The organism is Candidatus Poriferisocius sp., assembly GCF_965208355.1.
Lineage (GTDB): Bacteria > Actinomycetota > Acidimicrobiia > Acidimicrobiales > Bin134 > Poriferisocius.
This window is the reverse complement of record NZ_CBDBOM010000003.1, coordinates 2,608,885-2,635,677: the sequence shown is the minus strand read 5'-3', so window position 1 is coordinate 2,635,677 and position 26,793 is coordinate 2,608,885. Positions and strand designations below refer to the sequence as shown.

Annotated in this window: 17 protein-coding genes; 7 read left to right on the top strand and 10 right to left on the bottom strand. The window is 64.3% G+C overall.

The genetic code is table 11. The features are described from left to right. The first annotated feature begins 87 nt into the window (after nucleotides 1-87). Genes ACOGXH_RS13570 through ACOGXH_RS13560 form a run of 3 tightly spaced genes read left to right on the top strand, consistent with a single transcriptional unit; the run spans nucleotide 88 to nucleotide 7,411 of the window. The gene (locus ACOGXH_RS13570) at nucleotides 88-2,133 is read left to right on the top strand and encodes a DrmE family protein (protein WP_419929626.1); all 2,046 of its coding nucleotides are present in this window, start codon (nucleotides 88-90) and stop codon (nucleotides 2,131-2,133) included. Next, nucleotides 2,130-5,633, top strand: coding sequence for a helicase-related protein (locus ACOGXH_RS13565; protein ID WP_419929625.1), 3,504 nt, complete (start codon nucleotides 2,130-2,132; stop codon nucleotides 5,631-5,633). Before ACOGXH_RS13570 ends, ACOGXH_RS13565 begins: the two co-directional genes overlap by 4 nt. A 20-nt stretch (nucleotides 5,634-5,653) precedes the next feature. Continuing rightward, entirely contained in the window at nucleotides 5,654-7,411 is a 1,758-nt protein-coding gene (locus ACOGXH_RS13560) for a hypothetical protein (RefSeq protein ID WP_419929624.1), read from the top strand. Between the two features lie 323 nt (nucleotides 7,412-7,734). Here the strand turns inward: ACOGXH_RS13560 and ACOGXH_RS13555 are convergent, their stop codons facing one another. Then, nucleotides 7,735-7,974, bottom strand: a complete 240-nt coding sequence (locus ACOGXH_RS13555; protein WP_419929623.1) for a helix-turn-helix transcriptional regulator — start codon at nucleotides 7,972-7,974, stop codon at nucleotides 7,735-7,737. A gap of 287 nt (nucleotides 7,975-8,261) precedes the next feature. On the opposite strand from ACOGXH_RS13555, the gene ACOGXH_RS13550 reads away from it, so the two are divergent. After that, nucleotides 8,262-9,095: an MOSC domain-containing protein gene (locus tag ACOGXH_RS13550; protein WP_419929622.1), complete on the top strand. Its 834-nt coding sequence runs from the start codon at nucleotides 8,262-8,264 to the stop codon at nucleotides 9,093-9,095. Here ACOGXH_RS13550 and ACOGXH_RS13545 read toward each other — a convergent pair. Beyond that, complete coding sequence (locus ACOGXH_RS13545; protein ID WP_419929621.1) at nucleotides 9,079-9,744, bottom strand: TetR/AcrR family transcriptional regulator; 666 nt, start codon at nucleotides 9,742-9,744, stop codon at nucleotides 9,079-9,081. The two genes, ACOGXH_RS13550 and ACOGXH_RS13545, sit on opposite strands and share 17 nt — an antisense overlap. A gap of 72 nt (nucleotides 9,745-9,816) precedes the next feature. Continuing rightward, the gene (locus ACOGXH_RS13540; protein ID WP_419929620.1) at nucleotides 9,817-10,854 is read right to left on the bottom strand and encodes a Rieske 2Fe-2S domain-containing protein; all 1,038 of its coding nucleotides are present in this window, start codon (nucleotides 10,852-10,854) and stop codon (nucleotides 9,817-9,819) included. A gap of 110 nt (nucleotides 10,855-10,964) precedes the next feature. On the opposite strand from ACOGXH_RS13540, the gene ACOGXH_RS13535 reads away from it, so the two are divergent. Genes ACOGXH_RS13535 through ACOGXH_RS13525 form a run of 3 tightly spaced genes read left to right on the top strand, consistent with a single transcriptional unit; the run spans nucleotide 10,965 to nucleotide 15,079 of the window. After that, a complete protein-coding gene (locus ACOGXH_RS13535; protein WP_419929619.1) occupies nucleotides 10,965-12,800 on the top strand; it encodes a flavin-containing monooxygenase in 1,836 nt (611 codons plus the stop codon). Then, complete coding sequence (locus ACOGXH_RS13530) at nucleotides 12,797-13,174, top strand: nuclear transport factor 2 family protein (protein ID WP_419929618.1); 378 nt, start codon at nucleotides 12,797-12,799, stop codon at nucleotides 13,172-13,174. Before ACOGXH_RS13535 ends, ACOGXH_RS13530 begins: the two co-directional genes overlap by 4 nt. Before the next feature lie 42 nt (nucleotides 13,175-13,216). Beyond that, nucleotides 13,217-15,079: an ABC transporter substrate-binding protein gene (locus ACOGXH_RS13525; RefSeq protein WP_419929617.1), complete on the top strand. Its 1,863-nt coding sequence runs from the start codon at nucleotides 13,217-13,219 to the stop codon at nucleotides 15,077-15,079. A 17-nt stretch (nucleotides 15,080-15,096) separates the two neighbouring features. Here the strand turns inward: ACOGXH_RS13525 and ACOGXH_RS13520 are convergent, their stop codons facing one another. Genes ACOGXH_RS13520 through ACOGXH_RS13490 form a run of 7 tightly spaced genes read right to left on the bottom strand, consistent with a single transcriptional unit; the run spans nucleotide 15,097 to nucleotide 26,768 of the window. Beyond that, nucleotides 15,097-18,657 carry an ABC transporter ATP-binding protein gene (locus ACOGXH_RS13520; protein ID WP_419929616.1) on the bottom strand — a complete coding sequence of 1,187 codons (3,561 nt, stop codon included), beginning with the start codon at nucleotides 18,655-18,657 and terminating at the stop codon, nucleotides 15,097-15,099. Further along, nucleotides 18,654-22,508 carry an ABC transporter permease subunit gene (locus tag ACOGXH_RS13515; RefSeq protein WP_419929615.1) on the bottom strand — a complete coding sequence of 1,285 codons (3,855 nt, stop codon included), beginning with the start codon at nucleotides 22,506-22,508 and terminating at the stop codon, nucleotides 18,654-18,656. Before ACOGXH_RS13515 ends, ACOGXH_RS13520 begins: the two co-directional genes overlap by 4 nt. Next, nucleotides 22,505-22,966 carry a hypothetical protein gene (locus ACOGXH_RS13510; protein WP_419929614.1) on the bottom strand — a complete coding sequence of 154 codons (462 nt, stop codon included), beginning with the start codon at nucleotides 22,964-22,966 and terminating at the stop codon, nucleotides 22,505-22,507. Before ACOGXH_RS13510 ends, ACOGXH_RS13515 begins: the two co-directional genes overlap by 4 nt. Before the next feature lie 51 nt (nucleotides 22,967-23,017). Next, nucleotides 23,018-23,878, bottom strand: a complete 861-nt coding sequence (locus ACOGXH_RS13505; protein ID WP_419929613.1) for a phytanoyl-CoA dioxygenase family protein — start codon at nucleotides 23,876-23,878, stop codon at nucleotides 23,018-23,020. A 38-nt stretch (nucleotides 23,879-23,916) separates the two neighbouring features. Beyond that, complete coding sequence (locus ACOGXH_RS13500; protein ID WP_419929612.1) at nucleotides 23,917-25,251, bottom strand: hypothetical protein; 1,335 nt, start codon at nucleotides 25,249-25,251, stop codon at nucleotides 23,917-23,919. A gap of 7 nt (nucleotides 25,252-25,258) precedes the next feature. Next, nucleotides 25,259-26,095 (bottom strand): hypothetical protein, encoded by an 837-nt coding sequence (locus tag ACOGXH_RS13495; RefSeq protein ID WP_419929611.1) that lies wholly within the window; start codon nucleotides 26,093-26,095, stop codon nucleotides 25,259-25,261. Nucleotide 26,096: 1 nt separating this feature from the next. Beyond that, complete coding sequence (locus ACOGXH_RS13490; protein WP_419929610.1) at nucleotides 26,097-26,768, bottom strand: SOS response-associated peptidase; 672 nt, start codon at nucleotides 26,766-26,768, stop codon at nucleotides 26,097-26,099. Nucleotides 26,769-26,793: the final 25 nt, after the last annotated feature.

Genomic DNA, 26,793 nt, shown 5'->3' with positions numbered 1-26,793 from the left:
TTGATGAGACTGGCGCGGCGTGTGACCTCCGTTGCCGCGTCAACGAGCTTCGACGGCCCCGTTGTCGTAATCGGTACAGACACCCTGGTGCATGAACGTCTCGCTCGAATCCGAATCGCTAACCAGCCTTCTCATCTCGCTCTGCTGGCGGGAAGAATCCGCAGCGATGGGAGAATCGTCGCCTCCGACGGCGAACTTCACGAGAACGTCCCAGACGGGCTGCTCTACCTCAACACCCGTGTGGGATGGCCTCGCCTATTACGAGGGCTTAACGCTGGCGTAGTGATCATCGACCGCTCGACGTTCTCGTCGCCGAGCATTCTCGATCGAGCGCTTGCCTGGGCCCATGAGCACCGAGCTCGGCATGTGATCGTCGTGGCGGAGATCGGAGACGAGAGCACCATAGAGCAGACCAAAAGCGCTTTGGACCAGCAGCCTTGCGTATGGCCTTGGACCGCCGAGATGATCGCAGACTGCCACGCCACGGTCGGAACCCCTGAGGACACGTCCTCGTTGTCGGCAAACGAACTGCGCGGCGCCCCACGACATTTCTCGGTTGTTCGACCTAGTTCCACGAACATCGAGGACATCAGCGCAAGAATCCGAGTCGCCCTCGGCAATGCAGCCAGGCTGCAACTGGAATTCCCGCCCTCGCTCCAGACGGCCCGACGGCTGTTCTACGGCCTCGTCCAGCTCACAGGACATGTTGAGACGTACAACCTTCATGCCGCTCTCGATCACAGGACCTCGGCGTTGTCGTCGCTCCGCCACCGCATCGAGAGCGAGCGCGACCCTCGGGTCGAAGCCGGGTGGTCCACCTACTACATGACCAGATGGACCGACCTGCGGCTGGATTTGCTGGACCTCTACCGACTGATGGAACAAGACAACCCGAAGCTATTGGGAGTGGCGCTCGCCATCGAGTGGTTGCGCGACAAGCACAGCACAGCGCCAATCTGCATCCGAGTACCTAGCGAGGCGGCTGGCATGGCCTTGGCCGACGACATGGCAGATTTGGTCCCCGAGTGGCCAATCGACGGAGAGTCGATCACTTGGCGGCCCTGGAGCGAGAGGCTCGAATGGAACGCCGATGAGCGATTCGAGATCCTGCCAGCTTCGCCGCCTCCCTCACGGGCGGGGCTGCTTTGGTCCGTTGAGGCCTCTCAGCAGATGCTCGTACTGTACGACTTCGAACTGGCAAGCGTCACGCGCCGGGTCGAACACAGCAACGAGCTCTCCATAGAACGGCTCAACCATTGTTGTGACCGACTTGGTCTCGGCAGTCTTCCACCGCTGACGGCATCAGCGAGTATCGACGAAGTCATCGAGTTCGATCCCGGCTCTCGAGAGAAGCCAGTCGTGGACCTCGAAGTAGACCTCGACGTCATGTTCTTCGATCCCGAGGACGACACTGGTGCAAGCTCTGAGTATTCGGCTGTTGGAGGGGACCCAGTGACAGTGATCCCCGTCGTGTTGGAGCCTGATGGAAGCCGATGGCTGATTCGACACGACGCACAAGTCGAGACTCTCAAGGCACAGAAAGTCGTGTACCTTGCAGTCGATTCGGTGAAACCGGGAATGACAGTCGTGGTTCCCCAAGGCGACGGGCGCGAGGAACTCTTCGCCCGGCTCGTGACCGCAACCCACCAGTCCCAAGACCTCCAAGCTTTCGACGTGCTATTCGTGCGCTGGCGAAACGCATGCCGGACCGCGTACCGCGACGCCGGCTCATGGGAGGCCCTCGGGCGGCGCATGCAGGCGGAAGGCTGCCTCGTCACGTCTCAGTCGCCCCGGACATGGGCGACTGGCGCGGTGATCGGCCCCGAAGACCCTGAGGACATTCGCCGTATCGGCAAACTCGCTTGCGACCCGCTCGTTGAGACGCAATACAGGCGGATCGACGCCGCAGTCCGGCAGGTACGGTCTCTACACATGAAACTCGGTTCGCTGTTGAACGCAGCCATGACAGACGCCATGTCTGGTGGGGGTGTCAACCTGGACAAGCTAAAGGACCTTCTCGGCGGCATTGACCCGTCGGAACTGCTAGACGAATTTGAGCTGCGCGTTGTTCGCGCAATTGACGAACCCGAAGAAGCCCCTGGGCATCTAGTACGGCGAGTCGTGGCCCCATGAACGTCACCACTTCAACAGAGCCCAGCTCCGAACACAGCGAGCTTCGCCTTGTCAACAACGTAGCGACCGAGATCAAGCGCCTACTCACCGACCGTGAGGGCGATAGGCACCCCCCGCCATGGGAACCACGACAGAACGTTGTCATCGGCGTACTGCCTTCAACAGTCGCCCCACCACCGCCCGTCGCGACCACCAATAGCGACGAAGACGATCTGCTAGAGGATGTAGACCCCACAGAGGCGAGCATCGACGAATTGCTGAGCGGCGACGGCACTAGCGGTCCCAGCATTGGAATGAGCTTCGCGGTCAAGAGCGATGAACCGATCACAGTGAAGGCATCGCTTGACTTCGCGATCTACGTCGAAGAATACGCAACACTCGAGGAATTTCGGGAATACATCGCGCTAGCAGCCTCCACCGCCCATGACACTTCACAAACGGACGACGCCGCCGACGCGGACCCGAGCCCGGCCAACGCGCCAACGCGAAGACCGGTGACAGTCCTCGGTGCCTGGCGCCGCATCCCCATTTCGCTCTCAGACATCGAGCTTCGAATTCACCTCGACGAGGAACACACCGAAGTGCAGCAACCGATCACTAGGGCGGTAAGGAGAGCAATCGACAAGCACTTCGACAACCCAGCAGCGGCACGTCCTTTCTCAACTCGGACACGAACGATCTCCTCGGCTGACCTGGCCGATCATTCGACATATCTGACGGCGCTACAGGCGAAGCACGACCCGCACTTCGAACCCGTCTACCCCCAAGTTCGTTTGACCGGCTTCGCGCAGCCTCTCGACGATGGCAGCTCACTGGTGAGCGTCTCGGTCACTAACGCGAGCATCCTCGGCGCGTATCCGTTCCAGGACCTGAATCTCTATGACTGCCGGCTCCGCCTCAATGTCGCTCCCCCCGCAGATATACAGAAGCAACGGTTCCTCTTAGCGCCACGCGATTACCGCTTCGAGGACGTGGCGGATGTTTGGGGCCAAGGCAACGCCTGCGTGGTTACTCGCAGCGACTCGGGTGAACTCGTGGCCGAGACACTCCCCCTATTCCACCAGCCAGTGGTCGAGCCTCGCAGCGACCTCGTGGAACCCGCCAAATGGGACGACCTCGCTGATGACCCGCGCCCAACTCTCGACGCCATCGAATCCGCCATGCGCGAATACTTGCGACATTGGGACAACTTCATCCAAGGTGCTGAGCCGAGCATCGCCTCGGAGTCCTCCCTCGACAGGACCCGCTTTGAACAGGAGATCGAGCGATTCCAACTCGGACGCCGCGCAATGCAAGTCGACGATCGTCTCGAGCGGGCGTTTCGCCTTGCCAACCGGGCCTTCAGCAGAGCGAACGCCAGCAAAGACTACGACAGCTGGCGCCTGTTCCAGATCGTCTATCTGGTGTCGCACCTGCCCGACCTGGCGGCCAGGGAACACACCGACTACCCGCTCTTTCGACAGGAGCTCGAATTCGCTGATGTTCTGTGGGTACCCACAGGCGGCGGCAAGACGGAGGCATACCTCGGGCTGATAGTCACGGCGCTGCTGTACGACCGGATGCGCGGCAAGGACAAAGGAGTCACAGCCTGGCTGAAGTTCCCTCTTCGGATGCTGTCGGTGCAGCAGCTCTCAAGGGTGCTGCGCGTCCTGGTCGAAGCCGAAAAGATCAGGCGCGAAGACCTCCATGGTGCAGGAGACCCATTCGAACTTGGCTACCTCGTCGGCGGCAGCAACACACCGAACAGTCTCACATGGCCCAGGGAGTGGTGGCCCGGCTTCGAGGCCGCCGTAGACGCCGAGAGCGGCTCATTCGACGAACGCCGGCTGCTAGCCGAATGCCCGTTCTGCAACGAGGAGGAGGTCAGCATTCGTATCGACGGGCAGCACCGCCGATTGCGGCATACCTGCGGGGCATGCGGAGAGGCGCTCCCACTGCACATGAGCGACGAGGAAATATTCCGGTTCATGCCCTCGGTGCTAGTCGGGACGGTCGACAAACTCACAGGACTGGCTTGGTTCGGAGAATTCGTCCAGTTCTCCCACGGCGCCCGGTGGCGATGCCCCGACCACGGCTACTTCACTTTCAATGTGGCCGGCCGCTGCCTCGCGGGGAGGAACTGCGGGCGCAAGCCCGCCGACTTCGAGCGGCAAGAGGCTTGGCACGACCCGGTACCGGCATTGATCATCCAAGACGAGATGCATCTCCTCAAAGAAGAGCTTGGAGCCTTCGATGCCCACTACGAAGGCGCGCTGGCCGAACTCCAGGCAAGAGCTGGCATAGGCCTCCCCTCAAAGGTCCTCGCAGCCTCAGCAACGATCGAGCAGTACGAAGACCAACTCCGTCAAGCCTACGGCCGGAAACCGCGGAGCTTCCCGACACCCGGGTTCGAGCGGACCAAGAGCTTTTACTCCCAAGAGACAACCGACACGCGAAGGCTCTACCTAGGAGTGATGCCCCACTACCGCCGCAAAGCCGACGTCGCGGGCATTATCCAGCGGCATCTACTGTCCCACATCTCCGCCCAGCAAGACACGCTGACCCCCAGCATCGAAGGCGAATCCCGCTCCGAGGTGGAGGAGGCACTCTTCAACTACGAGCTGTCCCTCGCGTATGTCAACTCCAAGATCCATGGAGACCAAATAGCCGATGACCTGCGAGAACTGGCCCAGAGCTTCGTCGATCACGACCAAGACCACCTTGCAATGCGCGTCCTGACGGGAGACGTCAGAGTAGCCGAACTAGCAGAACCTATCAGCCGAATCGAGAAGGACACCCTCGACACACCACGTTCAGACCGCATTCGAGCTCTTGTGGGCACATCCGTTGTGTCACACGGCGTCGACCTTGAGCGGCTGAACATGCTCGTGATGGCCGGACTTCCACCCACAGTCGCCGATTACATCCAGGCTTCGAGCAGGTCAGGCCGCAACCACGTCGGACTCGTCGTAACAGTGTTTGACGCGTTCTCCAAGCGCGAGAGATCAACATTCGTGAACTTCACCAGCTTCCACCAGTTTCTGGACCGCATGGTGGCCCCAGTTCCGGTTAACAAATACGCCTATTTCGGCGCGGAACGGACACTTCCGGGCATTGTCGTGGCGCACCTGTGGGATCTAGCCCTTGATCCCGACCTTGGAGGCCCCGCGGAGGGCATTAGACAGACCAAGCGGCTGTCACCGTGGTGGCAGGCACATGCGAACGAGTTGGAGGCACGAATTCTTGAGCGCCTTGAGCGGTCCTATCGGGCCTTTGTAAACGGAGTTAACGACAGGGTCCTCGAGGACGAGCTGATCGAACGTGTCCTGTACCGGTGGGAGGAGCACGAACTCCATTCGATGGTCCGGTTCAACCACGACCGAACAACCGAGCTGTTCATGTCGAAAGTGCTGACAAGTTTCCGAGATGTAGACGAAGCGGTCGGCTTTAGCGCAATGCCCAAGACGGCCTACGCCTTCGAACAACTCACCGGCAGTCCACCAGAAGGAAGGGGGTCCTGATGCAACGCAGCCGCACCCAGGTGCTGTTCTCCTATTTGCCGGGGTCTGTCTTCGTGCACGAAACCGGTTACATCGCCAGGAGCACAGAGATCCGAGGATCGGACCCTCCACAGCTCAGCAGCAAGCAAGTCCTGCTAGAGGAAATCGACCGCTACCTGGAGCACTGGGACGACGACAGGATCCAAGGGCTGCGTCGACCATCGCGTGTCGCAAGCAGCGACTTCAGGGTGCTGACCCCAGAAGGAGTTCGCTGGGAGTTCTGGCCGCTTCGTTTCGAATGCGCACGAGAAAACTGCCGCAGAATCGTCTCGTTCCAGCGAATCGACGACATTCAAAAAACCCCCCGATGCGCAACCTGCAACGGGCGGTTGCGTCAACTGCGATATCTCAGCGCCCACGAGTGCGGCCGTATCCTCCCGATGCACATACCTCCCTGCACCAGCCACGGATACGACCACGTCTACTTCGACGACACTGGAACTTTCCGCACCGCCGTGTTTCGTTGCCGGGCATGCAACGGAAGCATCATCCGCCGCACACTGCAAAGCCCATGCTCGTGCAACCTCGCTACACAGGACGGCGAGCAACCAAAAATGCACGCCTACACAGTGCGCGACACCCGGATCTACTTCACACACTACCTGTCGCTGATCAACCTCCAATCCCAGACATTCAACGACCTCCAAGGCCATGCGAGGCGCGGGGAGATCGCGGTCGCCTCCTACCTCGGCCACCTTGGGGCGACGAACGACGTCAAGAAAGGCATCCAAGAGGCGAACCTGCCAAGTCAATCGCCACGGCTGTCGCCCGAAGAATGGGAGATCCGCGAGCGCCAGCTCCGAGAGATGGAGCTAGGCGAAGAGGAAATCGAAGCGATCCGGTCTAGTCTGGCGCCAACAGCAACTGGACTCGCATCACTCGCCGGAATCGAGTCAACAGTCATTGATATAGGACAACGCCGACGCGTCGTAGAGCGAGCAGCGCTCTTCGACACCTCCGAGGTCAGTCGGCTTAGCCTCAACGACGCCCAAGAATCACTCAGCGAGCGCGGCGAAATCGCAGCATCCCAGGCAGTGACCTCAGCCATCGACAAGGCACACGAACTGGGCATCGACGACGTCAGCGTCACATGGGCCTTCCCGATTGCCCTAGCCGCCTTTGGCTACACCCGTACGACCGGCAGACCGGGCGAAGGGACACTGCAAGGGTTCTTCTCCTCAGCAGACCAGTACCAGGGCAAGTATCCCGTGTTCGCGGTGGCGACCGACACCGAAGCGGTGCTCATCACTCTCAATGCCGCCCGAGTTATGAACTGGCTTACACATCAAGATGCCGTCGAACCCGCAGGCGAAGATCCCAAGCTCCAGATCTTGCGCCTCTTTGCGTCGGAAGCAGCCAACCCGCGCCCAGCCAAATTAGTTAGGACTCTGCTCCACACCATGTCTCACACGATGCTTCGCGCTCTCGACGATGGCCAGGTCGGATTCTCCGAATCGTCTCTAGCCGAGTGGGTTGTACCCGAAACCCTCACCTTCGCCCTCTACGCCAACAATTTCAAGAGCGTAACTATGGGCTCACTTTGGACGCTGATCAACAACCGAACCCTGCAATGGCTGGAACGATCCGCCGACGCTTCACAGAGATGCGACAACGACCCCCTGTGCCACCAGCGAACCGAACAGGCCTGCGAGCGCTGCCTCTACATCACATTTGGATGTCAAGACTTCAACCACGACCTCGATCGAAAGACGCTCCGCACCTTCTGGCGGCATGCGTGATCTCAACAAGTTCTTCCTGTTCCCAAAAGATGCTTGCCACCCAAAGGGCCCAGTCGAATTTGTCGACTGCATCCGAGCACGAAGCGCAACTCCCTTTGTGGATCAGGTCGCTTCGATCTTCCACCATTCGACGAACGCAAACTGCAGCAGGTTGGCGCCCTTATCCCGGACGGCTCCCCTGACTATGCACAGGCGTCCAAGTTTCTCGTAGTTGCAGGCATCCGCATGGAGGTGCTCCGGGTTCGAGCATCATCCGCGAAAGGACAGCCTCCAGCCTTCACCGTACCGACCGAAGCAGCCGAACTGGTGCAGCCCTCCAATCGTCAAGAGTTGGCGGTTGTTTGTGCGACAGGCCGGTCGCCGGTGGCGCGTGGCCGTGAGGCGAGCCATGCGTCAATCTCCGACGCATACCAACGCACAGCCCGCCTGCCGACCCGGATCGGCTCGGGGAACAGTCCATCGCGCATCAGTCGGTAGATCGAGCTGGTTGACAGACGGCAGAGCGCCTCCAACTGACGGCGGGTCAAGAGCGTCTCGCGGCGGTAATGAATTTCAGTTTCCATGCCCACCACACTGGTATGACGCACCGGTCGGAACCGGTTGCTAGCACACTGGGGACCGGTCGGAGCCCTCAGGAAGCAACCGCCGGAATTGGAACAGCGACGCTCGATGCCAGCCGATCAGTATTGCCCGTCCTTAGCCGCAGTAAGCCTTTGCCCACGAACCGTCTCCTTCTCGAGAATCGCGTCACAAATGGGGGATAAAGTGGGGGAAGAGCAAGTTGCTAGCGCCCGTTTAGCGTCTCTACCTGGGTGTTTGGCAAGTATTCGAATCCTGCCGTGGGCGCTGAATGACGACTTTTTCAATTTCCGAGTTGTGGCGCTATCCCGTCAAGTCGATGAGGGGGGAGCGGGTCGAGAGCCTTGAGCTTCGCATCAGTGACGTGGTCGGAGATCGGCAGTGGGCGGTGCGCAACACCGAGACCGGCAAGATTGCCAGCGCCAAACGGCCGCGACCCTATGGCCAGCTCCTGTCGTGGAGCGCCAGGACTCAGGCCGATGGCGGGCTGGTTGTCGTCGGTCCTAACGGCGGGGAATACGCCGTGGGCAGCGGTGAGCTTGATGCCGCGTTGACCGAGGCCCTGGGAGAACCGGTTCAAGTGGTCGAAGTGGAAAAGGGCCGCGAGGAGACCTACGGCAGCGAGTGGCCGGAGATCCCCGGCACCGTCCTTTCCGATGTGGAAGTCGACCTACCCGTCGCCGCACTCACCGAGAAGACCTCGTTTGTCGACGCCTCGGCCGTTCACATCATCGTCAACCAGTCGATGGCGCACCTCGCCTCGCTTTTGGACGGCGTCGGGCTCGGCGTCGAGCGATTCCGCCCCAACATCGTGCTCAACGCCCACGACGATGTCGGTTCCGGGGAGTTCGCTGATCTGGCATGGAAGGACATCGACTTCAAGATCGGCAACGCCGAGCTTCGGATTGGCGACGCCACCCCTCGCTGCGTGATGACCACCTTGGCCCAGCCGGGCTACGAGCAGGCCAAGGGCGTGCTGCAAGTGCTCGCCGCCACCGCCCGCAAAGAATTCGACTACGGGGCCTTCGCCTGCTTTGGCACCAACGCCGAGATCACCGCGGCGGGCACCATCAACGTCGGCGACACGCTCACCGTCCCAGACTGAGTGATTTGTCGGCGAGGTTGATGGCGGCGACGCAGCGAGTAAGCACGCCGGTGAAGACCTCGCGCTCGGCCGCAGTGGCGTCGGGATGGCGTTGGGCGAAATCGGCGAGTCCGTGCAGCAGCAGTACCGCCGTGAGCTCCAATCGGTGTCCGAGGTCGGGCATCGTCGTGTCTTCCATCAGATCAACCAGGGCTTGAGCCACGCGCCGAATGCCGGGTCTCGGCTCGTTGGCGGCCTCCCCGCCGTCGGCGCTCGCGAGCAATTCCCGCATCAGGTCGGAGTCGCTGGGAAGCCTGGCTGTGCCCACCAGCTGAGCCCGAATCCTGATGTAGTGGCGCCCCGACTCGTTGTCGAGCAAGGAGGCGAGGGGCCGAACGAAAATCTCGATGAGTTCGTCAAGCGCCGGCTGCTCGCCGAGTTCATCGAGCATCTCGGTTCGTCGAGCATCGAGGCGGGCCTGATGCGGATCCATGATCGCCTGAAGGAGCCCGGCTTTGTTGCCGAAGTGGTATTGCACGGCCGAGCTGTTGCGCTGGCCGGCGGCCTTCACCACGTCGCGCACCGTTACTGCGTCGACGCCTCGCTCGGCGAAAAGGCGCTCGGCGACGGCAATGAGCGCCTCGCGTGCAGGCTCGGGCGAACGGGGCATCAGCCGAGAGGATAACCAGCTGTCATCGACACCTCCGCCCCCTGCTGGGCAACGCGGCTCATGCCCGCGGTCCTACGAGTCGAGTCCGCTGTAGAACTGGAGCGCCCACTCTCGCCCGACGCGGATGTTCCGTTCCACGGCGGTCACTAGCGGCTTCGGTTCGTAGCGCTTGTTCTCCCAGATGACGATGTCCTGGCTGATGCCGTCGAGGAAATTGGCCGCGAGACCCTTCAGAGCCGCTTCTCCCAATGAGTTCGGCATGGTGAACCACCACCTCATCCTCACGTTCTCCTCGTCGGTCGGCAGGAGCGATTGGCCGATTCGTATCGAGTCGCCAACCGAGATGAGGGTGCAGCCGAGGCCGAAGTTCTCGATCGTGAAGTTGCCGTTGGAGTTGTGTCGGTAAGTCCCGTTGACGACCATGTCGGTGCTGGGCAGCGGGGTCGCGCCGTGCACATATTTGAAGTGCTGAACGTCGAATTCACCCTCGGCGAACTCTTGGGCGATGGTGGCCACTTCGACGTCGTATGTCTCGTAGGGCTGCCAGTCCGGGTCCTCGAACTCCGGAATGTGGGGCACGTCGTAAAACGGCTCGCCGCCCTCGAGATGATGCCACGCCCAGATCATGTGGCTGCTCTCGATGATCGGATAGGTGCGAATCTTGGCCTTGGTCGGGATCGCCTTGCCTTCGGCATAGGGGATGTCGATGCAGCGGCCGCCGCCGTCGAAGTGCCAACCATGGAACGGGCACCGCATACCGTCGCCTTCGACCCTGCCGCCCACCCCGATGTGGGCACCCAGGTGGGGGCAGTAGGCGTCCATGAGCCGGGCCTCGCCGCTCTCGGCGCGGAATAGAACTAGGTCTTTGCCGAAGGCGTAGAGGTTCTTGTGCTCACCCGGCGCGAGCTCGCGGGACTCGTCGACAACGAACCAGCCGTTGGGGATCGGAAACGGATAGCGCTTCTCGCCGACGCCTTCACGGCGGATCTGAACCCGTCGGCTCAAGTCGTGCACCGATGCCGGGTCGGATCGCATCGGCCCGACCTCGAACACCGCATCTTCCATGCCAGGCCGGGCCCCGTTCCCGGGCTCGTTTGTGGTAGTGCTCATCGGTCGACCTCCTGGAGGCCTGGCATTGGGTTCCGCCGGACCTGTCCCTTGTCTCGACTGTTGCTAATGTAGCAAGATTACTAAAGAGTTGGCTATAGCGGACGGAGCTGATGAGCATCACCGATGACCAGCTGACGCAACCCTTGCCGGAATTGGACGAGATCAGGCATCGGTACCGCGAGGAGCGCGACAAGCGCCTGAGAGCCGACGGCCCCGACCAGTACATCCAGGTAAACGGGTCGTTCGCCCGCTATACCGACGACCCCTGGGCCGACCCCGAGTTCACCCGCCAGCCGCTTCACGACGAGGTCGAGGTTCTTGTCGTCGGCGGAGGCTTCGGCGGCCTTCTGGCCGGAGCACGGCTGCGCCAGCAGGGCGTCGACAGCATCCGAATCGTCGACCCGGCGGCCGACTTCGGGGGAACCTGGTATTGGAACCGATACCCGGGCATATCCTGCGATGTCGAGTCGTACGTCTATCTACCCTTGCTGGAGGAGGTGGGCTACGTACCGAAGCACAAGTACTCGTACGGCCAGGAAATCCTCGAGCACAGCCAGGCGATCGCCCGCCAATTCGACCTCTACCGGGACACCTGCTTCCAAACCCGGGTAACCGAGCTCCGGTGGGACAACGACGCCTCGCGCTGGATCGTCGAGACCGACCGCGGCGATCGGATGAAGGCCCAGTACGTGTGTCTGGCCCTCGGGCAGTTGAGCCGGCCCAAGCTGCCGGGGATTCCCGGCATCGAGGATTTCGAAGGCCATTCGTTTCACACCAGCCGCTGGGACTACCACTACACGGGAGGCGACCAAGAGGGGAATCTCACCGGTCTCGTCGGGAAGCGGGTCGGCGTGATCGGCACCGGCGCCAGTGGCGTGCAGATCGTTCCCCACATCGCCGAATGGGCAGAGCATCTCTACGTGTTCCAGCGGACTCCGTCGTCGATCGATGTCAAGAACAACCCGGATACCGACCCCGAGTGGGCCCGGCAGCTGACGCCGGGCTGGCACCAGCACCGCCGCGACAACTTCAACGCGCTGGTGTCAGGCGTCCCCCAAGAGGAAGATCTTGTCGACGACGGCTGGACCGACCTGATCGGCAACCTCATGAAGCTCTTGCGGGCGGGGCAGGGCGGAGAGATGTCGCCCGAAGACATCAAGCGCGTCATCGAGCTGGCCGACCTCCAGAAGATGGAGCAGATCAGGGCGCGGGTGGACGAGCTTGTACACGACCCCGAGACCGCCGAGCTCCTCAAGCCCTACTACCGGCAATTCTGCAAGCGGCCCTGCATCCACAACGACTACCTCCCTGCGTTCAATCGCCCCAACGTGACCCTCGTCGACACTGAGGGCAAGGGCGTTGAACGCATAACGGCGACGGGTGCCGTGGTTGCCGGGCAACACTACGAGGTGGATTGCCTGATCTACGCCAGCGGCTTCGAGGTCGGGACCCCGCTTTCGCAGCGAGGGGGATTCGAGATAATCGGCGGTGATGGCGAGACGCTCATGGAAAGGTGGGCCGACGGCCTCCGCACCCTGCACGGGATGCACATGCACGGCTTCCCCAACCTCTTCCTCATGTCCATCGGCCAGTCGGGCAACACCATCAACTACACCCACATGCTGGACGAGCAGGCGATCCACCTCGCCTACATCGTGGCTCGGGCCCGCGAGTTGGGGGCGGAGACGGTGGAGGTCTCGGCCGAAGCCGAGGACGCCTGGGTGGCCGCGTGTCTCGAGAAGGCGAACAACCGCGGTCCCATGAACGAAGACTGCACCCCCGGGTACTACAACAACGAGGGCCAGGCCCGGAACCAGCCCCAAAACGGCGCCTACGGCCTGGGCCCGGGAGTCATCGAATTTCTCCAGCTCCTGGGCGACTGGCGCGCCGCCGGCGATCTGGCCGGCTTGGAGATCGGCCTTCAACCAACCCGAGGAGAGCAATGACAACCCACCAGGCAAGCATCCAGGCGGTGGCCGACCGATTCTTCGCCGTCTACGCCGCCGCTGACGAAGACGGTATTCGCGAAGTCCTCGCCCCCGACTTCGAGGGATGGACGAGTTCCTTCGGCGGGCGGGAACTCACCGTTGACTCGCTCGTCATCGGGGCCAAGTGGGAGGCCGACAACGTCAACATGGAGCTCGACGAAGTGCGCTTCCATGTCACCGACAGCGGTTTCGTGCGCCAGTTCGTGATCCGAATGACCAACGCCCAAGGTGCACCTTTGGAAATCCCGGGATGCATGGTGGCACTGGTGGCCGACGGGAGGATCACTCGATTCGATGAGTACGTAGTAGTGCCGAACGCGGGACAGAAGTGACCCGCCTTTGCCTAACGTGAACCTCGGAGAGGAGCCCACCTCATGACCGACCCAGCAAACACCCCCGAACCGGCCCCTGAACAGAGCCTCTTGCGCCGCCTGCGCTGGTACCTCGCCATAGCGGTGGTGGCCGCCGTCGTGGTCATCGTGCTGATCGTGTCTGGCGGCGGCTCCGATGACGACGATGGTGACGACGCCCCCGGCGACACCGCGCCCCCGGCGACCGTTGAACCCGCGGACGACAGCGCCACGGACGACGACGCCACGGGTGACGACGCCACGGGCGACACCGCGTCCCCGGCGGCTGAGGAGCCCGCGGACGAACCGATGGACGATGCCGCCGAGGCCACCGAGCCCGCCGACGAGGCCGCCGCGGCCACCGACGACGACACCGCCGCAGCTGAGCCGGCCGAGCCGGCCGAACCCGCCGAGCCCGAATTCCCGGGCATCGGGTCCGAAGCAGCGCTGGCCAACCCCCACTGCGATCCGGAGACCGGGCAGATCCGGGTTCCCCTCGTGGACGCGCCGCCATGCGTCCTCGAGTGGCCTGAGGGCGCCGACAACGGCGGAAACACGGCCCCGGGCGTCACCGCCACCGAGATCGTCATGGTGGTGAGAGTGGATGCCGGCCAGACGGAGTTGGTAAGCGACGTCGGCAGTATCCCCCGAGGCTGGCTGGACGGCGTTGACATATTCAACCAGAACTACGAATTCTGGGGCCGCCAGGTCCGTCTCGAGTTCATCGATGCGAGCGGATCAACCGAGGTCGCCCAGAGGGCCGACGCCACTCAGGCCGTGAACGATTTCCAGCCGTTCCTAGCCTTCGACGCCACCACCTCCGGCGAGGGGAAGGCGATTTTCGAGGCCGAGATGGCGGCCCGAGGGGTGATCGTCTGGAGTACGGGCGTCTCCTGGCAGGAAACCCAGGACCAGGCCGGCTTCCGCTGGGCGGCCACGGCCGACGACCGGGTGACGATGCTCCATGTGGCCGAGTACATCGGCAAGCGCGTCGCCGACTACCCGGTGCAGTGGGCTGGCGACGGCGACATGATCGGTGAGCCCCGGCAGATCGGGATGATCTACACCGATCGGTGGAGCAGGGAATTCATGGAAGACCAGGCGGCACAAAATGGCTTCGAGCTCGTGGAGGCGGTGAGCTACGACGAGGGCGCCGAGAACACGCAGCGACAGGAGCGAGCCCGGGTGATCGCCGCCCGGATGAAAGATGCCGGTGTCACCACGGTGATCGCCGGAACCGACAACATCTTCACCAGGACGATGACCGAGGCGGCAACCGAGCAGCAGTGGTTCCCGGAGTGGATCATTACCGGCTACAGCGGTCACGACACGGCCTTCTTCGCTCGCGGCTACGACCAACAGCAGTGGGCCCACGCGTTCGGGCCGGGTCCGCTCGGTTTGGCCGTCGCTGACCGGCCCAGCGCGCTCGGGTTCTTGTTCGAGTGGCACCACGGCAGAGAGCCGGTCTCTCTGTCCGAGAGATTCTCGATTTCGACCCTGAAGTGGCCTATGGCGTGCCTCCATCTGGCCGGACCCGATCTCACCCCCGAGAGCTTTAGCCAGGGCTGCTTCGCGCTGCCCCCGTCGCTCGGGTCGTACTGCGACTGCGTGACCGGCCCAGGCGCAGCCTTTGGCCCTGGCCGGCTTCCCTGGACCGACTACACCGGTTTCGACGACATGGCCGAGAAGTGGTGGGATCCCGAGTTCGAGCGCACGACGGCGACCGGTCGCGTAATCGTCGGCGAATACATGAAGGTCGACGACGGGCGCCGCTACGCAGCCGGCGAGTGGACCGCCGAGCAGCCGAAGGTGTTCGATCCGGATGCGGCCGTTGGCATCCTCTACGAACTACCCCCCAACGACACTCCGCCGAGCTACGAGCGCTAGGCCGGCGACTGCGGAGCTCACGCCTTTTCGGAGGCCTCCATGCTGTGGCCGTCGTCGACCACAGCCCACAGGCGGTCGTAGGCGCTGCCGGTGCCGACTAACCCGTCGGGGGGGCCGACCTCGACCACCTGACCGGCTTCGAGCACGATGGCGAGGTCGGAGTGCTGGGCCACGTTTTGGCGGTGGGTGACGGTGAGGGTCGTGACCCCGAGGGTTCTGATCGCCTCGAGGACCCGATCCTCCATGGGGCCGTCGAGGCTGGACGTGGCCTCGTCGAGTACGAGGATGTCGGGACGGGCAAGCCACACCCGCGCCAGCGCCACGAGTTGGCGCTGGGCGGCGGTGAGGTTGCGGGCCTCCTCGTCGACGGGGTGCTCGTAGCCGCCTTCGAGGGCGGTGAGCACGTCGTGGGCGCCGATGGCCCGCGCCGCCCGGTCGATCTCATCGAGTGAGGCATCGGGTCGCGAGTAGGCGATGTTGGAGGCGATGGTGCCCTTGAACAAGAACGCGTCTTGGGGGACGATTCCGAGCCGCCGTCGGTAAGAGCGTGATTCGTAGTCGGCAATGTCGACGCCGCCGGCGAGGACCCGGCCCGCGGTCGGGTCGTAGATCCGGGCGAGCAGCTTGGTGATCGACGACTTGCCAGCACCGGTGAACCCCACCAGGCAAGTCACCTCGCCCGCGGAAAGCGTGAACGAGATGTCGTGCAGAACGGGCAGGGTGGTGTGCGGGTAGGTGAAGGCAACCGACTCGAAAGTCACGTCGCCATCGAGAGCCCCCGCCTCGGTCGCCCCGGGCCGTTCGGCGGGCAGGATCGGCGTGTCGAATGGCTGGGCGAGGCGGAGCCAGGAGACCCGGGCCTCGAGCATCTCGGTGTAGATCGAGCTCATGTACGCCAGGGGCTGAAGGGCCTGCTGGGCCACGAGTCGGGCCGACAAGGCGGTGCCCACCGCGATCGTGCCAGCGAGCACTTCATGGCCTGCGACCCAGAGGATGAGCGCCCCGCCGATGTGGGTGATCAGCGCCATGAGCTCCGAGTACATGTTGGCGATCGAGGTCGCCCACCGCCGGCTCTGGCGCAGCTCCCAGGCATCCTCGACAAACCGGCGATTGGCTTTGTCGGTTGCCCCGCAGCCCCGCAGCTCGCTGCGCCCCGCAAAGTGCTCTTCGAACGTGGCCACGGTGCGGCCGAGATCGTCGCGCGCCCGGTTGAAGGCCCGCATGCCCAGGTAGAGCTGGGCCACGGTGAAGGCGAGGATCACCGCGACCAGGCCGATGATCGTGGGAGTCAGCTGCGGCACGAGCACGATCACCACCACAACCCCCACGGCAAAGCGACCCAGGCTCGAGATGAATCGGAACAGCCTCTCGCCCACGAATCCGAGGATTGTGTCGAGGTCGTTTACCACCCTGGTGGCCACCTCGCCCGGAAGCTCGCGGTCGTAGAAGTCGATGCCGAGCTTGGTGAGCCGCTGGAAGATGCGACGCCGCAGCAGATAGCCGATCGACTGGGCGATCTTCATCGACAGGACCCTCACGAAGTAGCCGCTGGCGGCGAAGACGATCCCAACGGCGACCACCGCCAGCCCGATCCCGTAGATGATGCTCGTCTCGCCGTCCTCGGCCGACTCGGTGGCCTCGGCGAAGAGAATCTCGGGACCCAGACCGGCCAGGGAGTTGACCACCAGCAAGATGAGCACGGCGATCAGCGCAAACAGGGTGATTCCCACCAGCCGCCGCACCCGGGGCATGGCGTCGACCCGGCATTCGGCGTCAGAGACGATGGGCGCCTCCTCGCTCACCTCAAGCGAGTGCACGACGTCCATCAGCTCGGATACAGCCTCGCCGGCGCCCGGTTGCTCGGGGGCCGTGGCCTGGGCTGTGACGGGGGCGGGCGGGGCCGGCGCTTCGGGTTGGCCGAGTTCGACCACGGTGTCGGCCATCGAGGTGGGGCCGGGGCGCCGGGTGATGGCCACGATCGCGGCTTCGGGCAGGAACTCGGCAACCCGCCGGATGATCTCCATCTCGTGGGCTGGGTTGACGGCGGAGAGGGCGTCGTCAAGCACGATCACTCGGGGTCGGGCCACCAAGGCTCGGGCAAGGGCCAGCCGCTGGCGCTGCCCGCCCGACAAGGTGAGGCCTCGATCGCCCACGTGGGTGCCCAGTCCGTCGGGCATCCCGGCGACGATGTCGTCGGCACCCGCCGCGTACAGGGCGGCGTTGATCTCGTCGTCGGAGACGCTCCACGCCGCCCCGAGGTCGAGGTTCTGGCGAATCGACCCCGAGAACAGCACCGGATCCTCGGCCACAATGCGCACCATCGAGCGGATTGTGGTGATGTCGATCTCGCCCAGTGGCCGCCCATCGAGCAACACCTCACCGCTCGTCGGCTCCACCAGACCGCCGATCAATCCGGCCAGAGTGGACTTGCCCGATCCGGGTGGCCCGCTCACCGCCACGAGCTGGCCCGGACGGGCCTCGAACGAGAGGCCGTCGATCACCGGTGTGCCGGCAAAGGAGACTCCTGCGTCGCGAAGTTCGACCGACTCGAATCGGCTGGCGGCGGGCCGCCCCTCGGTGGGCCGGGCCCCCAGTGAGATAACTTCGGCCAGCCGGCCCTGGGCGGTGCGCAGGAACTGCCATGAACTGGCCAGCTCATCGAACAGCTGGGCGATGGCGATGACGTACCCCGCCACCTGGAACGTGACCAGGAACACGCCCACCGACAGCTGATCGGCGGCGATGAGCTGAGCGCCGGCCACCAGCACCAGCGCGTTGATGAGGAGGGGTACGGCTTTGAGCAGAATGTCGTAGCGGGCCAGCAACCTGACTCGGGTCATCGAGTAGCGGAAGGCCCGCAGCGCGGTGGCCCCCAGTCGCTCCCGCTCGTGCTCCTCGCGCCCGAACGCCCGCATCACCCGCACCCCGCGCACGGGCTCGTCGATGGCACTGGCAACCTCGGCCCGCTCGTTCAAGTCCGCCCAGCTCAGCCCCCACAGACGCAACCGGAACTTGGAGAGAAACCACAGGTTGAGGGGCAGCGCCAGCGATGCGATCACCGCCAACGGGAAACTGAGATAGGCGAGATAAATGAGCAAGACGATCGTCGCCGGCGCCAGCGTCACAATGGAGGGCAGGAACTGGATGATGGTCTGAACCATCTTGAGGTCGGTCATCGACCGGGTGACGAGTTGCCCGGTGGCCATCTGCTTGGGCATGCGGAGATCGGCCCACTGCACCCGGGTGTAGAGCCAGGCCCGCAGGTCGTACTCCAGCTGGTAGCCGATCCGGGCCGTCATTTGGCGACTGGCGAAACCGACGATGAAGCTCAGCAGGGCCAGCTTGGCGATGTGCGACACATAGGGCCCGATGGGGGCGGCCTGGTCGACGATGCCGTTGTCCACCAGCTCTACCACCTCTTGGGCGATCATGAGGGCCAAGATGCTGTGCAGCACGATCAAGGCCAGCACGGCGCGCACCGGCCCCCTTTGGCGCGACAGGAGCATCCACACCAGCGACCGGCGCGCCGCCGAGTTGGTGGCGGCTGCTCGCTCCCGCATCGACTCGAGCCTGGTCATGTCGCCCTGCTGAGGTCGGGACCTCGGCCCTCGGGCCCCCCGCCGGATCGCTCGGTTGCAGAGCGGGACCCGCCTAAGTAGGAAGCGATCACCGCGGGATGCTCCAAGACCTCAACCGCCGGTCCCTCCGCCACCTTGGCCCCGAGGTCGAGGGCCACCATCCGATCGCAGATCGATGCCAGCACCGCCATGTCGTGATCGATCACCAGCAGGCTCGCACCGGTGTCGTCGCGGATCTGCTCCAGCATCGGCCCGAGCGCCTCCGCCTCCCGTTGGGCGATGCCCGAGGAGGGCTCATCGAAGAGGATCACTCGGGGCGAGCCCACTGCCTGACAGGCGAGATCGACAATCCGCCGGGTTCCGGTGGACAGCTCCGACACGAACTTCTCGCGGTAGGCATCGAGCCCGAGCCCTCCGATCAGCTCGTCGACCTGGCGGGTGAGGCGGTCTTCGGCCCTGCGGACGTCGGGGAATCCGAGGGCGGCGGCCACCGGATCGCGGGTGGCCATGGTCTGGTCGAGGGCCACCTTCAAAACGTCCTCCACGGTGAGCGATCCGAAGAGCCGGGAGTCCTGGAAGGATTGTCCGAGCCCCAGTCGGGCCCGGCGATCGGGGGAAAGGTTGGTGATGTCGCGCCCGTCAAGCAGCACCCTGCCCTCGTCGGGGGTCAGAAGGCCGGTGATCAGCTCGAACACCGTGGTCTTCCCCGCGCCGTTCGGCCCGATGACGCCGACGATCTCCCCCTCGCCCACTTGAAGCGACACCCCATCCACCGCTCGGTTGCCGGCGAATGACTTGGTCAGGCCCTCGATCTCGAGCCGCGGCACGGTGGTTGCTCCGATGGGGGCGCGGGCCGGTTGTGACCGCTCTGCGGTGCGGGCCGCGGCCCCGCCCAAGAACACCGACCGGACGATGTCGTCGCGCCCCAGCAGATCGCTCGTGGGCCCCCGGAATCGGACCTCGCCCTTCTCCATGAAGAACGCCGTTTCCGCAATCGTGAGGGCCACGTTGACGGACTGCTCGACCACCACGATCGTGACCCCTTCGTCATTCAAGGCCCGCACCACGTCGAGGAGTTGATCTACCACCACGGGGGCAAGGCCGAGCGACAGCTCATCGATGAGGAGGATCCGAGGCTTGGACACCAGTGCCATTGCCAGGGTGAGCATCTGCTGTTGGCCGCCGGATAGGTTGGCGGCCAGTTCGTTCTGCTTCTCCCGAAGGCTCGGGAAGATTTCGAGCACGCGGGCGGTCTCCCGCTCCATGTGCTGTTTGTTGCCGCGGTGGAGCCAACCGCCCAAAGCGATGTTCTCGGCGACGGTCAGCGACGGGAACACTCCCTTGCCGCCGGGGACCTGGGCGATCCCGAGCGCGGCGATCCGGTGCGGCGCCATCGTGGTGATGTCGGCCCCCTCGAACGACACCGACCCCCCGGTGGCCACCGAGAGCCCGGAGACGGCCCGCAGCACGGTGGACTTTCCCGCGCCGTTGGTTCCCAGCAGCGCTACGAATTCGCCTTCGGCCACTTCGATGTTGACGCCGAACAACACCTGCACCGGTCCGTACGACACGTCGATCGCCCGAATGCTCAACAACGACCCGTCGTGATCGTCGCCCATTCCGATGTCGGGGAACGAGAAGTAGTCGGTGGGTGGTGCCTGCTTGCTTGGCAGATAGCGGAAAATCCCCTCGGCATCGCGACGAGGTGATCTCGTCACGGCCACCGGTTCTGCCGGCCCGAGCCCGGCGGCCTCGTCGGTGCCCGCGTGATCGTGGGTGACCGCGTCATCGTCGATGCGCTGGTCGGCGAGCAGATTGGGGACCGGGATCTGGCGGCGGAAGGCCGCGATGGCCAGCAGACGCCGGCGGACCTCGTATAACAGCCCGCCGAGGCCCTCGCGCAGGAACATCAACACCACCAGCAGGCCGACACCGCTGCTGGCGAACAGCCACAACGGCCGGATGTCGGCGGGGATGTCGTCGCCGAAGTAGTCGGTGCCCTGAAGGAACACCGCACCGAGAAGCGCGCCCGGTACCGATCCGAGGCCGCCGATGACCACCATCGTGAGGACCCGGATGCTCTCTGCCGGCGAGAACGAGCCCTGGCCGAGCGCTTGCTGGTGCAAGGTGAACAGCCCCCCGGCTAAAGAGGCGTAGAAGCCGGAGATGGCGAATGCCATGAGCTTGGTCCGGGTCAGATTCACACCGAACGCCTGGGCGTTGTCCCCGTTGTCGCGGGCCGCCCGCAGAACCCGGGCGGTCCGGGTTTCCTCCAGCCGCCCCACGGTCCAGATCACCGCGACTAAGGCGGCGAGGCACACGTAGTAGAAGGCGTGCTCGCTTGACACGTCGATCCGCCCCAGGAGAGGCAACCGGGTGACCCGCTCGCTGATGTTGTCGGGGAGGAAGGTGAATCGGTCATTGTCGAGGAGGTACGACGCTGTCGCCACCGAGAAGGCGAGTGTGGTCACCGCGAGGAAGAGCCCACGGATGCGCAGGGCCGGTAGGCCGACGATCACCGACGCCACCGCCCCGACGACCCCGGCCAGCAGCAGCGTCAGGGTCAGGTCCCACTGATAGTGGACATTCACCACCGCGGCGGTGGCCGCGCCGATGGCGACGAAGCCCATCTGGCCGAGGCTGATCTCTCCGGACCAGCCGGTGAGGATCACCATGCTCACGGCGATGACCCCGTAGATGATGACCGCCGAAGCGAAGTGGATGTCGGAGTCGCCGAGCGCGAGCGGTAGCCACACCAAAAAGCCGATCATCGCCAGCTTGGCCAGCCATCCACCCCATTGCACCTCCGGCAGCGAGGCCAGGTTGCGGGGGATCTTCTTCACCGACGCGGCTTCCGCCCACGACCCCTCGGTCTGGGTTTCGGCTCGGCCGCGGGCCCGCCGCTGGAACAAGAGCACAACCACCACGATCACGAACAGTGCCGGGTCGATCAGCGCGTCGGTGTCCTCGTTCCAGATGACGGCCGTTTCCAGCACGCCGAGAAAGGTGGCGCCGACGAACATCACCGAGTAGTTCTGCATCCGCCCCATCACCGCCACCGCGAGCGCCCGCAGGAGGATGGCGGGTCCAAAGGCTGGTCCGAGGGGGAGTCCGAACATGCCCGCCCGCAGCACCATGGCCACCGCGGCCAACACCGCGGCGATGATCCACACCACGTTCTGGGTTCCCTGCACGTCGATGCCCACCAGCGACGCGCGGTCTCGACTCTGGGCACTGGCCCTCACCGCGGTGCCCACGTCGGTGCGGTTGAGGAAGGCCATGAGGCCGATGATCGCCAGGGGCACGATGATCATGGCCAGCAGGTCGTTGACGGTGAAGACGATCGGGTCGATCTCGAAGGTGAAGTCGATTGGCGGGTTGAATCTCGGGAAGCGGAGGAGCGCCAATCCGTCCTCGTCGCTGAACAACGTCGGAATGTAGAAGCCGATGCCGAGCAGCAGCTGGGCGAGCCCGATCGTGGCGACGCTGAGGATGATCCGCGGCGCCTTCCAGAACCGGCGGACCACGAGGAACTCGACCGCCGAGCCCAGAGCCATGGCCACCACGATTGTGATGGGGAGGACGACGAAGTAGGGCCAGTCCCAGTCCCTCAGCAGCGACAGGCCTAGCGTGGCCGGCACCACCCCCAGGTCGGCCTGGGCAAAGTTGATGATTCCGTTGGTTTTGTAGACAAGCGACAGCCCTAACGCCAGCAGCGCGGTGAGCGAGCCGACCACCACGCCTTGGACGATCACCCCCGGCGGCGTGGGCCAGATGAACTGGAGCGCGCCGATCGCTGCCCCCCAGATCAACGCCTGGCGCGCGTAGCGAACAAGGGTGTGCGAGCTCAACAGAACTCCTCGTGTTGTTCTTCGCACTCGTCGCTTTCCGGCTCGCCGCGATACACGAGGACGCACCCACGGGAGGTGATCGCGCCGTCTTCGCTCACGCCGAAGTCGGCCCCTGCCCAGTTCGACTGGTCGCGGGCGTGCTCGTCCACCGAGAGGAAGTAAGACCCCCGAGGATCGTCGGTGAACCAGGTGAGGATGTCGCCGTCGAAGTCTTCGTCCTTGTCGGAGGGAAGGAACTCGGCGCTTATGAAGAACTGGTCGTCGGTCCGCTCGTGGGTGCGACCGTGGCGCAGCGTGCCATCTTCGGTGAGGCCTGCTTGCAGCGTTTCCATAGTGGCGGTGAGCGCAACGTCGCATCCGGAGACGTCGATCGAGGGGCCCGTGCAGGCGGAGAGGAATGGCGCAACAAGCGCGATGATCGCCGCGGCAGGCAGCGTCCTCGTCGGCGACATGCTCATCGTCGCCGACTGATCACTAGTCCTGGGACGATCGCCCGTTGCCGAGGGCGATCAGAGTTCTCCCGAGGCGAGCATGTCGGCAGGGACTTTGAGGTCGAGTGCTCCTAGGTAGCCGCCGCCGTCGTCGACGGCGTAATGGACGTCGTAGCCCAGCAGCTCTTGGGCTCGGCGGGGGAGGGTGCGGGCGATGTCGGGGGGTGTGGCCAGGCAGTTGTTCTCCTCCGATCGCAGCCAGCCCAGCATGTAGCTGAGGTGGAATGCGGGCCGGTGCTGGTCGGTGGTGGAATTGGTGCCCGCGCCGTGGATGGTGGAGCCCAGGTAGATCACTCGGGAGCCGGAAGGCATCTCGGCGTTGGCGAACTCATGGGGCTCGGGCTGGCGGTCGGGCTCCCAGCGGTGGCTGCCGGGCACTACTCGGGTGGCGCCGAGCTCGCGGGTGAAATCGCACAGCGCGGTCACCGACGACAGCTCCATCTCGGGGCTGGGTTGGGGCATATGCACCCACACGTCTTCGTCGCGGTGGGGAAACTGGGCTTGGGCCCCCGGACCTACCACCAGCATGTGGGCCACGTTCACCTGGATGTCGGCGCAGTTGGGGCCCAGCACCGCATCCGCAATGTCCAGCATCAATGGGTGCAACAGCACCTCGGCTACGAAGGTGGGCGACTTGGAGGCCAGTCCGGTCACGTGGCGCGTGTGATCGCCGAAGAAGGCCGCGATCGCAGGGCTGATGTGGGTCCGGTTGGAGTCGGGCTTCTCGGCGTAGGGCATCAGCTCGGCGAGGATCTGGTTGATCACCTCGTCGCTGAAGCACTCCTCCACGATGATCGCCCCGTCGGCGTCGAGCACCTCCAGCACGTGCTCGAGCGGCTCGTCGTTCTTCAAGTGGACCAATTCGGCTTGTGCGGCCATGCCCCACTGTATTCCGAGCTTGCCGAAGCGGCGCCCGATCAGGCCTCTTGGAGCAACCAGAGGCCGACCACGCTGTAGAAGACCATGACCAGCAGCATGGGGCGCTGCGCCCAGGTGGCCTCACTGGCGTCGCTGGTCTCTACCGCCCGGTCGTGAGCCACCAGCACTGCGGCGATGTGGCCGACCACGATGGCCGAGAACTGCACCCAGGCGATGGCATCGGTGGACACCAGGAAGAAGTTCACCGCCCAGTCGGCGGTCCCAAACCAGTTGGACCCCCGGTCGAATGGGTTCGAAAGCAGGCGCAGGAAGTTCTGCCCGCCGTCGAGCACCAGAAGCGAGAAGTAATGGGCCACCGTGTAGCCCAGCGCGATGGGCACCAGGGAGTGGGCGAATCGTCGGGCCACATCGGCTGCGGACTGATCGGTGAACCAGCCCACGGCCAGCGACCCCAGGTAGTAGAGCGCCGCCATGATGGCGATGACGACGATCATTCCTGCGGTGTTGATGCCGGTGGCGGTCCAGCCCCGGTGAGTTCCCACCAAATCGGGCCACAGGGTGCTGCCGGCCAGCGAGTCGAAAGTGGTGCCGCCCAGCACCACCAGCAGCACGGCCAGCAGGTCGATGCGGGGGGTCAGGGTTGTCAACCCCGACAGGGGTGCCCGCAGCCGCACCGCTCCGGTGTCGTCCCGATATAGCGGCGACATCCGGGCCAGCAGCGAGAACAGCACCCCAAACCCGTCGGCCTGGCGCAGCCACCGACGCCCGAACACCGCCGATCCGCCCACCATCCCCAACGTGTAGGCGATCATGGCTCCGGCCACCGCCTCGTTGGTGGTGCCGTCGTGGTAGGCGAGTTCGAACAGCAGGAACCAAAACAGCGCGATCACCGCGGGCCAGTAGCCGCCGGGGATCTCGCCCTTGTCTTCTAACTGGGGCAGCCCCAGCTTGCCCGCGGCCCACTCGATGGCCGCGGCGATGGTCTCGAAGGGGTTCAGCACCCGCCATACATCGCCGAACACCGCCGCCACCATGGCCATCCCCACCCACAGCGCCACGTACACCGTGAGGGGTCCGAAGCGTTGGCTTCCCACAGCGGCATCGCTGACGCTGCTGGCCAGGGCCAGCACGAACACCGCCAGCGACGCCAGCCGGGCCGGCACCGCCACCGCATCCAGCACCCGGCCGAAGGCTCTTCCCAGACTTCGTCCCGAGGCGGCCCGGGGCAGCCAGGCCCGATGCCAGAAGAAGCTCAGGCTGACGAAAGTGGCCATGAGGGCCACGGCGGCGCCGATGCCGAACAGATAGAACGGCAGGGGCAAGTCGCCCCGCGACCCCACCCCATGGGCCAGCACGGTGTTCAGCGTGGTCACGCCAGGATCATCCCACCTGGAGCTCCATCACTAGATCACTGTGGTGGTGGGTCTCTACTTCGAAGATGCCGGGGATATTGGCTTCGAAGGTGATGGTGCCGGGCTGTCCGGGGGCAAAGGGCACCACGAGGTCGTAGCCGTGGATGTGCAGTTCGTCGGTGGTGTCGCCGTTCACAACGATGCTGACGTCGTCTCCGGCGTCGACCCGGAAGCGCTGCACCCCGTCCACCGGCTTGCCCCCGGCCACTTCTAGTTCGATGGCGGTACCGGCACCGTCGTTCATCTCCATGGGCTCGGGGTCTTTGGCTGCGCCGGGAATAGTCACCACGGCGGTGGCATCGAGCTTTACCCCGTTCACCGCCAAGACGGCGTGGTTGTTGGCCGACATCTCCACCCGGATCTCGTAGTCGCCGGGCTCTTTCAGGTCGACATGGGCCCAGTGGGCGTACAGCCGCCTGAGCTTCACCCCGTCCACATAGATGTGGAAGTGCCCCTCACCGTCGACCGGGTCGGTCGAGGCTCTTTCAGGGGCCAGGGTGAATCCGGTGGTGATCACCTCGAGGTTGACGCCCGACATCGGGTCGAGGTGGGTTCTGAGCTCGATGGTGGGCACCGGCTCGTAGTCCACCTCCATCAGCGTGGCGTGGTCGTGATCGTGATCGTGGGCGTGGTCATGCCCATCATCGGCACCTTCCATCGCGGTGTCTTCGGAATGGTCGACGGTGCTTTCGGTTGTCGGTGGGTACGACGCCGAATCGTCGTCGTTCCCGCAGGCGGTGGTCAGCAAGCCGAGAATGGCCAGCAGGCCAATCAAGTAGGTGGCGCCTCTTCGGGTGATTCTCATCTCATACTCCCTGGACGGGTGTTGTGACTTCGGGGACGTCGTTGGAGGCCGAGTTGACCAGGCGCGACACCTCGTAGGCTTCCAGGGCATCGTCGGGGTACGGCTCGAGGAGTTGCGACAAAGCGTCGCTGTCATCGAGGGCGGTGTCGAGCCAGATGTCCTCTGCCTCCTCGGCCAGGATGACCGGCATTCGGTGGTGGATCGGTTTGAGCACGTCGTTTGCCGCGGTGGTGATGATGGCGCAGGACGGGATGCGGTTGCCCTCGGGATCGGTCCACATTGACCACAACCCGGCGAAGGCGAATGGCTCTCCTGACCGCATGGTGATTCTCATCGGGCGCTTGGCGTCGCCCACCTTCTGCCACTCATAGAAGCTGTCGGCGGGCACCAGGCACCGCCGGTTCTTCAGCGGACCGCGGAATGAGGACTTCTCGGCCACCGTCTCGGCCCGGGCGTTGATGAGGGGCCGGCTGGAAGGGCCATCCTTGGACCACGATGGGATCAGGCCCCAGCGCATGAAGCCGGCTCGTCGAGTGTCGCCACCGATCACTGTTAGCACTTGCTGGGTGGGAGAGACGTTGTATCTGGGTACGAAGCCTTCGGGTTCACCGTCGAATTCAAACCGCTGGGCCAGCTCTTGCAGGCTGGCGGTCAGGCTGTACCGGCCACACATCTCGATCCCATTATGCGGCTGACGG